General features: G+C 65.2%; 16 protein-coding genes. 6 read left to right on the top strand and 10 right to left on the bottom strand.

What is annotated here, in order from left to right; all coding sequences use genetic code 11:
- Positions 1-2 precede the first annotated feature (2 nt).
- The 7 genes from R5H32_RS05860 to R5H32_RS05830 form a co-directional block, all read right to left on the bottom strand.
- Positions 3-518 (bottom strand): hypothetical protein, encoded by a 516-nt coding sequence (locus tag R5H32_RS05860; protein ID WP_318337741.1) that lies wholly within the window; start codon positions 516-518, stop codon positions 3-5.
- A gap of 207 nt (positions 519-725) precedes the next feature.
- Positions 726-1,046 (bottom strand): hypothetical protein, encoded by a 321-nt coding sequence (locus tag R5H32_RS05855; RefSeq protein ID WP_318337740.1) that lies wholly within the window; start codon positions 1,044-1,046, stop codon positions 726-728.
- Positions 1,043-1,354: a heavy metal-binding domain-containing protein gene (locus tag R5H32_RS05850; protein ID WP_318337739.1), complete on the bottom strand. Its 312-nt coding sequence runs from the start codon at positions 1,352-1,354 to the stop codon at positions 1,043-1,045. The genes R5H32_RS05855 and R5H32_RS05850 overlap by 4 nt, the downstream gene beginning before the upstream one ends.
- A 22-nt stretch (positions 1,355-1,376) precedes the next feature.
- Complete coding sequence (locus R5H32_RS05845) at positions 1,377-1,577, bottom strand: hypothetical protein (protein ID WP_318337738.1); 201 nt, start codon at positions 1,575-1,577, stop codon at positions 1,377-1,379.
- The gene (gene sufB, locus R5H32_RS05840) at positions 1,574-3,109 is read right to left on the bottom strand and encodes a Fe-S cluster assembly protein SufB (protein ID WP_318337737.1); all 1,536 of its coding nucleotides are present in this window, start codon (positions 3,107-3,109) and stop codon (positions 1,574-1,576) included. The genes R5H32_RS05845 and sufB overlap by 4 nt, the downstream gene beginning before the upstream one ends.
- Positions 3,110-3,150: 41 nt before the next feature.
- On the bottom strand, positions 3,151-4,221 hold the full coding sequence (locus R5H32_RS05835) for a cysteine desulfurase family protein (RefSeq protein WP_318337736.1): 1,071 nt from the start codon (positions 4,219-4,221) through the stop codon (positions 3,151-3,153).
- The gene (locus R5H32_RS05830) at positions 4,218-4,676 is read right to left on the bottom strand and encodes an Rrf2 family transcriptional regulator (RefSeq protein WP_318337735.1); all 459 of its coding nucleotides are present in this window, start codon (positions 4,674-4,676) and stop codon (positions 4,218-4,220) included. Before R5H32_RS05830 ends, R5H32_RS05835 begins: the two co-directional genes overlap by 4 nt.
- Before the next feature lie 172 nt (positions 4,677-4,848).
- Between R5H32_RS05830 and R5H32_RS05825 the strand changes: the two genes are divergently transcribed.
- The 6 genes from R5H32_RS05825 (at position 4,849) to R5H32_RS05800 (ending at position 8,694) form a co-directional block, all read left to right on the top strand.
- Entirely contained in the window at positions 4,849-5,508 is a 660-nt protein-coding gene (locus tag R5H32_RS05825) for an alpha/beta hydrolase (protein ID WP_318337734.1), read from the top strand.
- Positions 5,509-5,512: 4 nt separating this feature from the next.
- Positions 5,513-5,743: a hypothetical protein gene (locus R5H32_RS05820; RefSeq protein WP_318337733.1), complete on the top strand. Its 231-nt coding sequence runs from the start codon at positions 5,513-5,515 to the stop codon at positions 5,741-5,743.
- Positions 5,740-6,333 carry an HD domain-containing protein gene (locus tag R5H32_RS05815; protein WP_318337732.1) on the top strand — a complete coding sequence of 198 codons (594 nt, stop codon included), beginning with the start codon at positions 5,740-5,742 and terminating at the stop codon, positions 6,331-6,333. Before R5H32_RS05820 ends, R5H32_RS05815 begins: the two co-directional genes overlap by 4 nt.
- Positions 6,334-6,483: 150 nt before the next feature.
- A complete protein-coding gene (locus R5H32_RS05810; RefSeq protein WP_318337731.1) occupies positions 6,484-6,753 on the top strand; it encodes a hypothetical protein in 270 nt (89 codons plus the stop codon).
- 55 nt (positions 6,754-6,808) lie between these two features.
- On the top strand, positions 6,809-7,345 hold the full coding sequence (locus R5H32_RS05805) for a YcnI family protein (RefSeq protein ID WP_318337730.1): 537 nt from the start codon (positions 6,809-6,811) through the stop codon (positions 7,343-7,345).
- Positions 7,346-7,482: 137 nt separating this feature from the next.
- Positions 7,483-8,694, top strand: coding sequence for an NADP-dependent isocitrate dehydrogenase (locus tag R5H32_RS05800; protein ID WP_318337729.1), 1,212 nt, complete (start codon positions 7,483-7,485; stop codon positions 8,692-8,694).
- 52 nt (positions 8,695-8,746) lie between these two features.
- Here the strand turns inward: R5H32_RS05800 and ispG are convergent, their stop codons facing one another.
- The 3 genes from ispG to hemA form a co-directional block, all read right to left on the bottom strand.
- Positions 8,747-9,868, bottom strand: a complete 1,122-nt coding sequence (gene ispG / locus R5H32_RS05795; RefSeq protein ID WP_318337728.1) for a flavodoxin-dependent (E)-4-hydroxy-3-methylbut-2-enyl-diphosphate synthase — start codon at positions 9,866-9,868, stop codon at positions 8,747-8,749.
- 72 nt (positions 9,869-9,940) lie between these two features.
- Positions 9,941-11,218 (bottom strand): helix-turn-helix domain-containing protein, encoded by a 1,278-nt coding sequence (locus tag R5H32_RS05790; protein ID WP_318337727.1) that lies wholly within the window; start codon positions 11,216-11,218, stop codon positions 9,941-9,943.
- A 111-nt stretch (positions 11,219-11,329) separates the two neighbouring features.
- Positions 11,330-12,553: a 5-aminolevulinate synthase gene (hemA, locus tag R5H32_RS05785; protein ID WP_318337726.1), complete on the bottom strand. Its 1,224-nt coding sequence runs from the start codon at positions 12,551-12,553 to the stop codon at positions 11,330-11,332.
- Positions 12,554-12,562: the final 9 nt, after the last annotated feature.

The raw sequence follows: 12,562 nt of genomic DNA, 5'->3' as shown, positions 1-12,562 counted from the left end.
GATCAGCCGGCGGGCGTCAGGCGATAGTCCTTGCCCTGCTCGGCCAGCGCGGACGCGTAGTCGGGCGAGAAGATCTGCGACCAAACCTCCGGGGCATTCGCGGCGACCGCGATCTCGCCATAGTGCATAACCATGCACCCGGTCAGCAGCGCGATGACGCGGGGCCGGGTGGAGAGCGGAAAGATTAGGAAGAATACAGCCGACAGTACGAAGGCAAAGAGCGCCATGCCACGCCCGCCGAGATCGTAGAAGGCCGGGGGGAAGCCCTCCATATTCGCAAGGTGGAAGTAGGACACCCGCCCTACGAGAACCGCTGTCATGCCACACATGAAGGCGATCACGATCATCGCTGTGGCCGCGAAACTGCGCTTCGGACGCTTGGCGAGACGCGCGGCAACCTTGTTGTAGCGACGCTGCGTGTGATGCCCGATCACGTCCGCATGTTCGAACTGGCAACCGGTGCTGATCCGGTTCAGCCGCTCCGCGAACGCCGCCTTCTGGTCGATCACCGCGTTCATCGCTCGCCTCGCCGTTGGTACCCTTTTGGAGCCACCGTGAAGAGGAGATGCGGCCGAATTCAGGTTCAGAAAGAGGGTTTTTCGCGGCAATGCCGCCACCCTTCCGCCGCAATGCGCTGGCGGCGCGCTGTTCGGGCGCGTCGGCCATTGCTGGAGCGGCGTTTCTGCCGCCTGCGGATCGGATCGCGGTTTGCATCGGTTTTGGTCCTAGATTTCGCCCAGAACCATCGCCGCGGCGACGCGCCGCACGAAGGCCGCCATGCCGTCGGGCCCGGAAGCCCGGTCCTTGAGGTGGATCGAGATGTCGGGCCGTATGGCGGCGATGATTCCGATCAGATCGCCGCGAATCCCGTCATCGAGCCCCGCCCCCATGATTACGCAGGAGATCTCCGGCTCGGTTTCGAGCTGGCGCACGACCTCGCCGTGATCATGCGCGCCGAGCCAGCGGATCGGCATGTCCTCGAGCTCATCGGCGAGGTGACCGACGATACCGGGCAGTTTTCCGACAAGAAGAACGACAGGTTTCATTTCAGTTCCACCGCAGTTCCTGAGGCCGAGACCATCAGCATGTTGTTGATCACTTCGTAGTCGAGATCGGCGCCGACGACCGCATTGGCGCCCATCGCCTCCGCCCGCTCCTCCATCTCGGCGAGCGCGGTTTCCCGCGCCCGGCCGAGTTCCTTCTCATAAGCCGCCGAACGGCCGCCGACGATGTCGCGGATGCCCGCGAAGATATCGCGGAAGATGTTGGCCCCAAGGATCGCCTCGCCCGTGACAATGCCGTGGTAGCGGGCGATTGTCCGACCTTCGACGTTGGGTGTGGTTGTTACGATCATGGCAAGCCTCCGGAATCCTGACTCAGCTGGCTTGAAGCAAGGGAATGCGTTTCATTGCCAGCAACGCGGCACAAACAACGCCCCCGACAAACGCGGGCGGCGCGGCGGTTACTTCACCGGCTGCGGCTTTCTTCCGGGCAACGGCCCGGACGCCGAGCCAAGCACCGACGCCACCCGCCAACGGCGTCAACCCGACATCGATGAAGACCGCCGCGCTCGTCACCCCACGCTCCCTTCGAGCGAGATCGCGACGAGGCTCTGCGCCTCCATCGCAAATTCCATCGGCAGCGCCTGCAGCACCTCGCGGCAGAAGCCATTGACGACGAGCGCCACCGCCTCCTCCTCGTCCATGCCGCGCGAGCGGCAGTAGAAGAGCTGGTCGTCGTCGACCTTCGAGGTCGTCGCCTCGTGCTCGACGCGGGACGAGTTGTTCTTCACCTCGATATAGGGAACCGTGTGCGCCCCGCACTTGTCGCCGATGAGAAGACTGTCGCATTGGGTGTAGTTGCGCGAGTTCTTCGCCTTCGGGTGCATCGACACCAGCCCGCGATAGGTGTTCTGCGCCTTGCCGGCGGAAATCCCCTTGGAAACAATGCGAGAGCGGCTGTTCTTGCCCAGGTGCACCATCTTGGTGCCGGTGTCGGCCTGCTGCATGTTGTTGGCGATGGCGATCGAGTAGAACTCGCCCTGGCTGTCATCGCCGCGCAGGATGCAGGAGGGGTATTTCCAGGTAATCGCGCTGCCGGTCTCGACTTGCGTCCACATCACCTTGGCGCGGTCGCCCCGGCAGTCGGCGCGCTTGGTGACGAAGTTGTAGATGCCTCCGCGGCCTTCCTCGTCGCCGGGGAACCAGTTCTGCACCGTGGAATACTTCACCTCGGCATCTTCGAGGATGACGATCTCGACGACGGCAGCATGAAGCTGCGCCGTGTCGCGCTTCGGCGCCGTGCAGCCTTCGAGGTAACTCACATAGCTGCCCTTGTCGGCGATGATCAGCGTCCGCTCGAACTGGCCGGTATTCTCCGCGTTGATGCGAAAATAGGTCGACAGTTCCATCGGGCAGCGGGTGTTCGGCGGGATGTAGACGAAGGATCCGTCCGAAAAGACCGCGGAGTTCAGCGTCGCGAAGAAGTTGTCGGACTGCGGCACGACGCTGCCGAGGTACTTCTTCACCAGATCCGGATGCTCGCGGATCGCCTCCGAGATCGAGCAGAAGATGACCCCCGCCTTCTTCAGTTCCTCCTTGAAGGTGGTGCCGACCGACACTGAGTCGAAGACCGCGTCGACGGCCACCTTGCGCGCCTCGGCGGGCGCCTCATCGGCGCCCTCGACCCCGGCGAGGATCATCTGTTCCTTGAGCGGAATCCCGAGCTTCTCGTAGGTTGCGAGCAGTTTCGGATCCACCTCGTCGAGCGACTTCGGCTTCTCGGCCATGCTCTTTGGCTTGGCGTAGTAGTACTGGGACTGGTAGTCGATCTTGGGATAGTGGAGCATCGCCCAGCGGGGCTCCTCCATCTCCTGCCACCGACGGAACGCGGCGAGGCGCCACTCGGTCATCCACTCCGGCTCTTCGTTCTTCGCCGAGATCAGCCGCACGATGTCCTCGTTCACGCCGATCGGCGCGAACTCCATCTCGATCTCGGTTTCCCAGCCGTACTTGTAGGCGCCCATGTTCTGGACGGCCTCGACCGTCTCGCGGTCGACGCCTTCGCGCACTTCCAACTCGACCTCAACCCGATCCTGATCCAATGCCATCGCCTTTTCTTTCGTCCTGTCCATAACTTGCCAGCGCCCCCTCACGCAGCCCTTGCGCGGAAGCGCGCGTATGCCGCAGCCCAGACCGCGGTGAAACGGTCCACATCCTCGCGCCGCGTCTGCGGCCCGAGCGACACGCGGAGCGCCGAGGCCGCCGCCACGTCGTCAAATCCCATCGCCTTCAACACCCGGCTGGCCTTGACCTTGCCGCTCGAACAGGCCGAGCCGGCCGAGACTGCGAACCCGGCGAGGTCCATCTGCATCACCTGGGTCTCGCCCTTCCAGCCGGGCGTCACGAAGCACGCGGTGTTGGGCAGACGCGCCCCGTCCCGTCCGACAAAGATAGTCTCCGGCGCCGCATCGGCAATGCGGGCCTCCATTCGGTCCCGCAACTCGGCGACGCCCTGCCAGCGCCCGGCGTCGAGATCCGCGAGCGCCGCCCTGGCGGCCGCGCCGAAGCCGGCGATCCCGGCGACGTTCTCGGTGCCCGAGCGCCGCCCCATCTCCTGGCCGCCACCGCGCAGCAGCGGCTCGATCTCGATGCCCTCGCGCACGATCAGCGCGCCGACACCCTTCGGTCCGCCGAGCTTGTGCGCCGAGACGATCGCGAAATCCGCACCGCTCCAGGAGAAGGCGAACGGCACGCGGCCCGCGGCCTGCACGATGTCGAGCAGGAGCCAATCGGCCCGCCGCTCACCATAGGCGTAGCCATTTTCGCCCTTCGCGGGCGGTTCCGTGATCACCCCGGTCTCGCTGTTGGCCAGACCCATCGCGAGCGTGTGGCCATCGCCCCGGGCGCCGTCCATCCGCCAATGCGCCATCAGGCAGTCATGCGCGGTATCCTCGACGAAGACGTTGTGGCCTTCCGGCAGACGCGAAAGCACGCCCGCCGCCTCGGTCGCTCCCGATGTGAAGATGACTTCGGCCGGGCGGCAGCCGACCAGCTCGGCCACGCTTTCGCGCGCGGCCTCCACGACCGCCTTTGCCGCGCGCCCCTCGGCATGGACCGAGGATGGGTTGCCGACGAGATCGAGCGCCGCGTCCATGGCCGCGCGCGCCTCGGGCCTGAGCGGCGCGGTCGCATTCCAGTCGAGATAGACGCGGCTGGTCATTCGTCCACCACCTGGAACAGCGCCGGCACCGCCGGGCAGGGTTTCAGCGTGTTGCCGATCACGTCGGAGAGCCGGGTCTGGTGAAGAAACACATAGACATGCGCCGAGAGCCCTTCCCAGAGCCGGTTGGTCATCGACTGCGCGCGGCTGCCCGAGACCCCGCCCGAGGCGCCCGCGCCGGTATGAAGCGCGCTCACCGTCTCGTCCACCGCCTCGAGCACCTCGCTGACACGGATGTCGGAGGGATCGCGCGCCAGCTTGTAGCCGCCGCCCGGGCCGCGCACCGATTCGACCAGCCCCGCCCGACGCAGCTTTACGAAGAGCTGTTCGAGATACGGGAGCGAGATATCCTGACGGTGCGAAATCTCTGCCAGCGAGGTGAGCTGGTCGTCCCGAACCGTCGCAAGATCGGCGAGCGCCACCATCGCATAGCGTCCCTTGGTCGAGAGTTTCATCGCGCGCGCTCCGCAAAGAGATTGACGACAGGCGGAAGGCCGCTTAACTCCATTCCACCCGGTCACCGGCATCCGCCGGTATTTAGAACAGTTCTAGGGTGCCTGAGCAAAATCGTCAAGAATGGCTTGCCCAGAATTGACGCGACGGGCTCCCGCAGAGAGAAGACAGGCGATGCCAGAAGTCATTTTCGCCGGCCCGGAAGGCCGCCTCGAAGGACGCTACCATCCGCAAAAGCAGCCCGACGCGCCGATAGCGATCATCCTGCATCCGCATCCCCAGTTCGGCGGCACGATGAACAACCGCGTCGTGCACCGGCTGCACTACGCTTTCCACGAGCTTGGCTTCACGGTCCTGCGTTTCAACTTCCGCGGCGTCGGTCGCAGCCAGGGCGAATACGACCAGGGCATCGGCGAGCTTTCCGACGCGGCCTCGGCGCTCGATTACCTGCAGGCCATGAACCCCAATTCCAAGCATTGCTGGGTCGCGGGCTTTTCCTTCGGCGCCTGGATCGGCATGCAGCTTCTCATGCGCCGGCCCGAGATCACCGGCTTCATCAGCGTGTCGCCGCCCGCCAACATGTACGACTTCTCGTTCCTCGCGCCCTGCCCGTCCTCGGGGCTGATAATCAACGGCACTGCCGACCGGGTGGCGCCGCCCAAGGACACCGCGACACTGGTCGCCAAGCTGCGCGAGCAGAAGGGCATCACCATCACCCACGAACAGATCGAGGGCGCAGGGCATTTCTTCGAGAACGAGGAAGAGCAGATGAACCCGATGATCGCCACCGTGCAGGCCTATGTGCGCCGCCGGCTCGGCGAGCAGACCCGGTGAGACCATGCATACGACCGAAGAGCTCGGGATTGCGCTTGCCGCAGACGTGCTCGCGGCGGTCGAGGAGACCGGCGACGAAGCGTTGGTGAGCGACGTCAACAAGATCGTCGAAGCCGCCTCCTCGGCGCTGCAGGAGGCCTACATGGCCGCCGTGCGGGCGCAGCGCGCCGACGCCAAGGCGCGCCAGTTCCTTGAAGCGCGGCTTCGAAAGGCGCGGGCCGCAAGAAACGGATGAGTGCCCGGCTCGATGCCCAGTTCGCCTTCCTGATGGAGGCGGACAAGCTCAAGCAGGTGATCCGCGCCACCACGCTGGCCGACGGCTCGCGACGCGAGAAGTCTGGCGAACACAGCTGGCATCTGGCGCTCTACGCGCTGGTGCTCGCCGATCATGCCGGTCCCGGCGTAAGCATCGACCGGGTGGTGAAGATGCTGCTCCTGCACGATCTGGTGGAAATCGACGTGGGCGACGTGCCGATCCATTCCGCGAATGGCGAGGCGCATGGCTCGGCCGAAGTGGCCGCGGCCGAGGCCCGCGCCGCCGACCGGATCTTCGGCCTGCTGCCCGCCGACCTCGGCACCGAGCTCCGCGCGCTCTGGGAAGAGTTCGAGGCGGCGGTCACGCCCGATGCGATCTTCGCCAAGTCGCTCGACCGGGTGCAGCCGGTCCTGCACAACCTCGCCTCGGGCGGCGGCAGCTGGACCGAATACGAGGTGACCTTCGATCAGCTTGAAGCCCGTGTCGGCCAGAAGGTCGCGCGCGGCGCGCCGTCGATCTGGACCTATGTCCGGGCGCGGCTTCAGGCCTTCTTCCCCGATCTGTCGTAGCTGCCTGCGACAGAATGGCGCTGGACATTCCCGGGCGTTTTGCGTGATTGGCATCCAATAGAGCAGCCCGGAAAAACCTCCTTGTTTCATCGTCTTGTCCGCATTCTTCTGCTTTTCGGACTTGCCATCGGGCCGCTTGCGGCCGGGCGGATGGCGGTGGATCTCGCGCGCACGGCGCTCGTGCCGTCGCCGGTTGCCGCCATCGGCGAGGTCTGTGGAGACGGTCCCTCGGGAACCGGCACCCACGCGCATTGCGACTATTGCCAGATCGCGGCGCCCGGCATGCTCACGGCGCCCGCAATTCCCCTTCGGCAGGCGCGCCGCCGGATCAGCACGACCCGCCGCGCGGCCGCACGGCGACTCGTCAGCCCTCGACGCTGGCACCGTCCCCCGTCGAACGCACCGCCACGGCATACCTGACGGCATCCATCCCGCGCCACGGCGCGACCCAAAACTCAAGACATCAGGTACAGACATGAACGTCACCCGCATCACCGCGGCGGCCCTCGCGCTCGCTGCCCTCATCCCCGGCTCCGCCGCGCTCGCTCATGCCAGCTTCGAGACACCCGAGGCCGCGGCCGGCACCACCTACAAGGCCGTGCTGCGCATCCCGCATGGCTGCGAGGGCCAGGCGACCGAGAAGGTCCATGTCCGGCTTCCGGAGGGCGTCTTCTCGGTCAAGCCGATGCCCAAGGCCGGCTGGGGGCTGGAGACCGTCAAGGCGAGCCATGCCAAGACCTACATGAATCATGGCAAGCCGGTCAGCGAGGGCGTCACCGAGATCACCTGGACGGGCATGCTGCCCGACGAGTGGTTCGACGAGTTCAGCTTCCGCGGCACGATCGACCCCGAACTGGACCCCGGCACGACACTCTATTTCGTCGTCACCCAGACCTGTGCCGAAGGTGAAGTCTCGTGGTCGGAATTGCCGGACCCCGCCAATCCCGAGGCGCAGCTCGACCATCCGGCCGTCGGGCTGACGATTTCGGCCCCCGAGCACGCGGGGCACTGACCCGCCAGGCCGGGCAGCCCCTGCCCGGCCATCCGATTTTTTTCCAATTTTCGGTATACCACCGCATACCATCTTTCCAGACCCCGTGATTTCCGCTATGTCACCGGCAACGAGTCAGCCCTCAAGCGGAGAAGAGAATGTCGAAGATCAAGGTTGAAAACCCCGTCGTCGAACTCGACGGCGACGAGATGACCCGGATCATCTGGGACTTCATCAAGAAGAAGCTGATCCTGCCCTATCTCGACATCGATCTGAAGTACTACGATCTCGGTATCGAGGAGCGCGACCGCACCGACGACCAGATCACCATCGATGCCGCGAATGCGATCAAGCAGCATGGCGTCGGCGTGAAATGTGCGACGATCACGCCGGACGAGCAGCGCGTCGAGGAATTCGGGCTGAAGCAGATGTGGCGGAGCCCGAACGGAACGATCCGCAATATCCTCGGCGGCGTGATCTTCCGCGAACCGATCATCTGCCGGAACGTGCCGCGGCTCGTTCCGGGCTGGACCCAGCCGATCGTCGTCGGCCGCCATGCCTTCGGCGACCAGTACCGAGCCACCGACTTCCGCTTTCCCGGCAAGGGCAAGCTGACGATCAGGTTCGTCGGCGACGACGGCGAGGTGATCGAGAAGGAGGTCTTCGACGCCCCCGGAGCCGGCGTCACGATGGCGATGTACAACCTCGACCAGTCGATCATCGACTTCGCGCGGGCCTCGATGAACTATGGCCTCGTCAAGGGCTGGCCGGTGTATCTGTCCACCAAGAACACGATCCTCAAGGCCTATGACGGGCGCTTCAAGGATCTCTTCCAGAAGGTCTACGACGAGGAGTTCGCCGACAAGTTCAAGGCCGCCGGCATCACCTACGAGCACCGGCTGATCGACGACATGGTCGCCTCGGCGCTGAAATGGTCGGGCGGATATGTCTGGGCCTGCAAGAACTACGACGGCGACGTGCAGTCGGACACGGTCGCGCAGGGCTTCGGCTCCCTGGGTCTGATGACTTCGGTGCTGATGACGCCCGACGGCAAGACCGTGGAGGCCGAGGCGGCGCACGGCACGGTGACGCGGCACTACCGCCAGCACCAGGCCGGCAAGGAGACCTCGACGAACTCGATCGCCTCGATCTACGCCTGGTCGGGCGGCCTCAAGCACCGCGCCAAGCTCGACGGCAACGCGGCGCTGCAGAAATTCGCCGAGACGCTGGAGAAGGTGACGGTGCAGACCGTGGAGGACGGGTTCATGACCAAGGATCTCGCGCTCCTCGTCGGGCCGGACCAGAAGTGGCTGACCACGATGGGTTATCTCGAGAAAGTCGACGAATACCTGAACAAGGCGCTGGCCTGAAAGGTTTCGCCCCGGCTGCGCCGGGGCGACCCACGCGGGGGGCGTCGCCCCCCTACTCCGCCGCCGCCTTCGCGGCCTCGATCTCGGCCGCGCGCGCCTCCACGAGGTCGACTATGTGGTCGATCATCTTCTCATTCGTCATCTTGTGGTCCTGCCGGCCGGCAAGATAGACCATACCCGATCCGGCGCCGCCGCCGGTGAAGCCGATATCGGTCATCAGCGCCTCGCCCGGCCCGTTCACCACACAACCGATGATCGACAGGCTTATCGGCGTCTTGATGTGCTCAAGCCGCTTTTCCAGCGCCTCCACCGTCTTGATCACGTCGAATCCCTGCCGCGCGCAAGACGGGCAGGAAATGATCTGCACCCCGCGCGTCCTTAGGCCGAGGGACTTCAGGATCTCGTAGCCCACCTTGACCTCCTCGACCGGATCGGCCGAAAGCGAGACCCGGATCGTGTCGCCGATCCCCATCCAGAGAAGATTGCCGAGCCCGATCGCCGACTTGACCGTGCCTGAGACCAGACCGCCAGCCTCGGTGATGCCGAGATGAATCGGTGCGTCAGTCGCCTCGGCCAGTTGCTGGTAGGCGGTGGCGGCAAGAAAGACGTCGGAGGCCTTGCAGGAGATCTTGAACTCGTGAAAGTCGTTGTCCTGCAGGAGCTTGATATGGTCGAGCCCGCTTTCCACCATCGCCTCTGGGCAGGGCTCGCCATACTTGTCGAGAAGGTGCTTTTCGAGGCTGCCGGCATTGACCCCGATCCGGATCGAGCAGCCGTGGTCCTTCGCCGCTTTGACTACCTCGCGCACCCGCTCGGCCGAACCGATATTGCCGGGGTTGATCCGGAGGCAGGCCGCGCCCGCTTCCGCCGCTTCGATGGCACGGCGGTAATGGAAATGGATGTCGGCCACGATCGGCACCGGGCTTTCGCGGACGATCTCGCGCAGCGCGCGCGTGGAGGCCTCGTCCGGCGTCGAGACGCGGACAATGTCGGCACCCGCCGCGGCGGCGCGTTGCACCTGCTCCACGGTCGCCTTCACGTCCGATGTGATCGTGTTGGTCATGGTCTGGACCGTAATCGGCGCGTCGCCGCCGACCGGGACATCGCCGACCATGATCCGGCGTGCCTTGCGCCGGGCGATGTCGCGCCAAGGGCGGATCGGATTGTGGGACATGTCAGCCTCGGCTCTGGCTCGCGGGGGTCGCGCTCTAGATAGACCGCACGGCGCCCCTCGGCAATAACCGCGTCACTCCGTGGCGGGTTCCGCGGTGACCGCCGCACCGGCATCGGCGACGGCGACGAACTGCGCGAGATCGGCGTCCTGCGTGAGATCGGCGAGCGCGAATTTCGCGGTCAGCGCCTCGGGTGACAGCTCGACATTCTTGGTGACGACGCCCTGGCGACCGGCGGGGCCATAGGTCTGGCCATTGACCGCAAAATAAAGCGCCCCGGACTCGCCGACGCGAAGGATCGGGGCCTCTTCGAGCTTCGGCAGCGCGAAGCGTTCGCCGGAATCGAGGATCTTCTCGAAGATCACGCTGCCGTCGGCGGCCTGGACGCGTACCCAGGCCGGGCGGACCGCCAGAAGTTCGACCGCAGGCGCATCGGCCGCGATGACCTGAACTGGCGTTTCGCCGAGTGCGGCCGTCACCGCGGCGTCGATTGAGGAAGCGGGCGAGGCGACCGGAGCCCAGGCATTCGCCGGAGTGGCGGCCGCAACAGCCATCTCGGGCGCAGGCGCCACGTCTGCAAGAGCGCCCACGGTGCGCGGGTCAATCGAGGCGATCGGCCCATCGCGCGCCACGAGCACAGGCACATCGAGCGCCTCTGGCCGGTAGAGCCGGTCAAAAGCCTCGGGCGCCGGCGGAAGCGCTTCCTGCCCCGGAAGTGCCGCGAGCGCGAGTTCGCCGTCCTCGTCCTGATCCGCGCCGCCGACACCCGCCAGAGGATCAAGCTCGGCCGTCACGCCGGGCGCCTGGTCGACTGGTGAAAGCTGCACCTTCTGCACTTCCTGCAGAACCGTCCAGCCGCCGTATCCGATGCCGCCGATCAGCGTCAGGAGCACCATGATCGAGCCGATTGCGCGGGGCTCCACCCCCGACAGCGCCGGACCGCCGCGCGGCACGAACAGCGCATTGGGATTGGCGAGCGGTTCGCTGTATTCGATCTTCTTGCGCGTGGGCTTCGGACCCGACGCCGCGATCGACATGCCGTGGGCGACAGTGAAATTCGCCTCCTGGCAGAACCGCTTAAAGGCCCATTCGGAATCCATCCCGAGATAGCGCGCATAGGAGCGCACATAGCCCGCGACGAAACCGGGCGTCTCGAAGGCCGAAATATCGGCATTCTCGATCGCGGCGATATAGCTCGCCTTGATCTTGAGCTCGCGCTGCACGTCGAGAAGTGACTTCGAAAGCGTTGCACGCTCGCCTCGCATCACGTCGCCGAGCCGCAGTTCGAAATCGTCAAACCCCTTGGGTTTGTCCTCGTCCTGCGTGGAAGGAGGTGTCCTCCGCCCGATCATACCCGCTGCCCCGTCTCTTGTGTCCGCCCGAGAACCGATTCGTCGGTCCGCGCGTTGTCCTATTGAAGATTCCATAGCACAGGGCAAGGAGGATTGCGACTGTGGATGCCCTCAGGCCGTCAGCTCCGCACGATTCAGCGCGCAGTGTGACCAAAGTTTATCCATCGCTCGGACCAGCCTGTCGATGTCATCCATCGAATGCACAGGGGAAGGCGTGAAACGCAGCCGCTCGGTGCCGCGCGGCACGGTCGGGAAATTGATCGGCTGGACGTAGATCCCGTAATCCTGAAGCAGCATGTCCGAGATCTTCTTGCAGTGCACCGGATGGCCGACATGTACCGGCACGATATGGGTGCCGTGGTCGATGATCGGCAGACCGAGCGCCTTGAGACGGATCTTCAGCACCCGCGCGTGTTCCTGCTGCTTGTCGCGCAGCGACTGGTCGGTCTTGAGATGCCGCACGCTTGCCGCCGCGCCCGCCGCCACGGCCGGCGGAATCGAGGTCGTGAAGATGAAGCCCGGCGCGTAGGAGCGGATCGCATCGACCATCTTCGCGGTCGCGGCTATGTAGCCGCCCATCACGCCGTAGGCCTTTGCCAGCGTTGCGTTGATGATGTCGATCCGGCCCATCAGCCCGAGCTTTTCGGCCACGCCGCCGCCGCGGGGGCCGTACATGCCGACCGCGTGAACCTCGTCGAGATAGGTCAGCGCGCCGAAATCGCGGGCGAGATCGCAGATCTCCTCCATCGGGCAAATGTCGCCGTCCATCGAATAGACCGATTCGAAGGCGATGAGCTTCGGCGCGGCCGGGTCGTCGGCCGCGAGCAGTTCACGCAGATGCGCCAGGTCGTTGTGGCGGAACACGCGCTTGGCGCCGCCATTGCGGCGGATGCCTTCGATCATCGAGGCGTGGTTCAGCTCGTCGGAATAGGTGATCAGGCCCGGAAAGAGCTTCGGCAGCGTCGAAAGCGTCGCGTCGTTGGCGATATAGGCCGACGTGAATACGAGCGCCGCTTCCTTGCGGTGCAGGTCCGCAAGCTCTGCCTCGAGCGCCTTGTGATAGATCGTTGTGCCGGAGATGTTGCGCGTCCCGCCCGAGCCGGCGCCGGTCGCCTCCAGCGCCTCGTGCATCGCAGTCAGCACCGCCGGATGCTGACCCATGCCAAGGTAGTCGTTGCCGCACCAGACCGTGATATCCTTTTCCGTTCCGTCGGGACGGCGCCACACGGCCTTTGGATACTGGCCTTTCTGCCGCTCGATATCGATGAAGGTCCGGTAGCGGCCTTCCTCATGCAGCCGCGAAAGCGCCGCGTCGAGTTGAGCTTCGTAGTCCATATCCATCTC

This window comes from Defluviimonas sp. D31 (assembly GCF_033436765.1).
Classification (GTDB): domain Bacteria; phylum Pseudomonadota; class Alphaproteobacteria; order Rhodobacterales; family Rhodobacteraceae; genus Albidovulum.
This window is presented reverse-complemented; position numbering and strand designations above follow the sequence as displayed.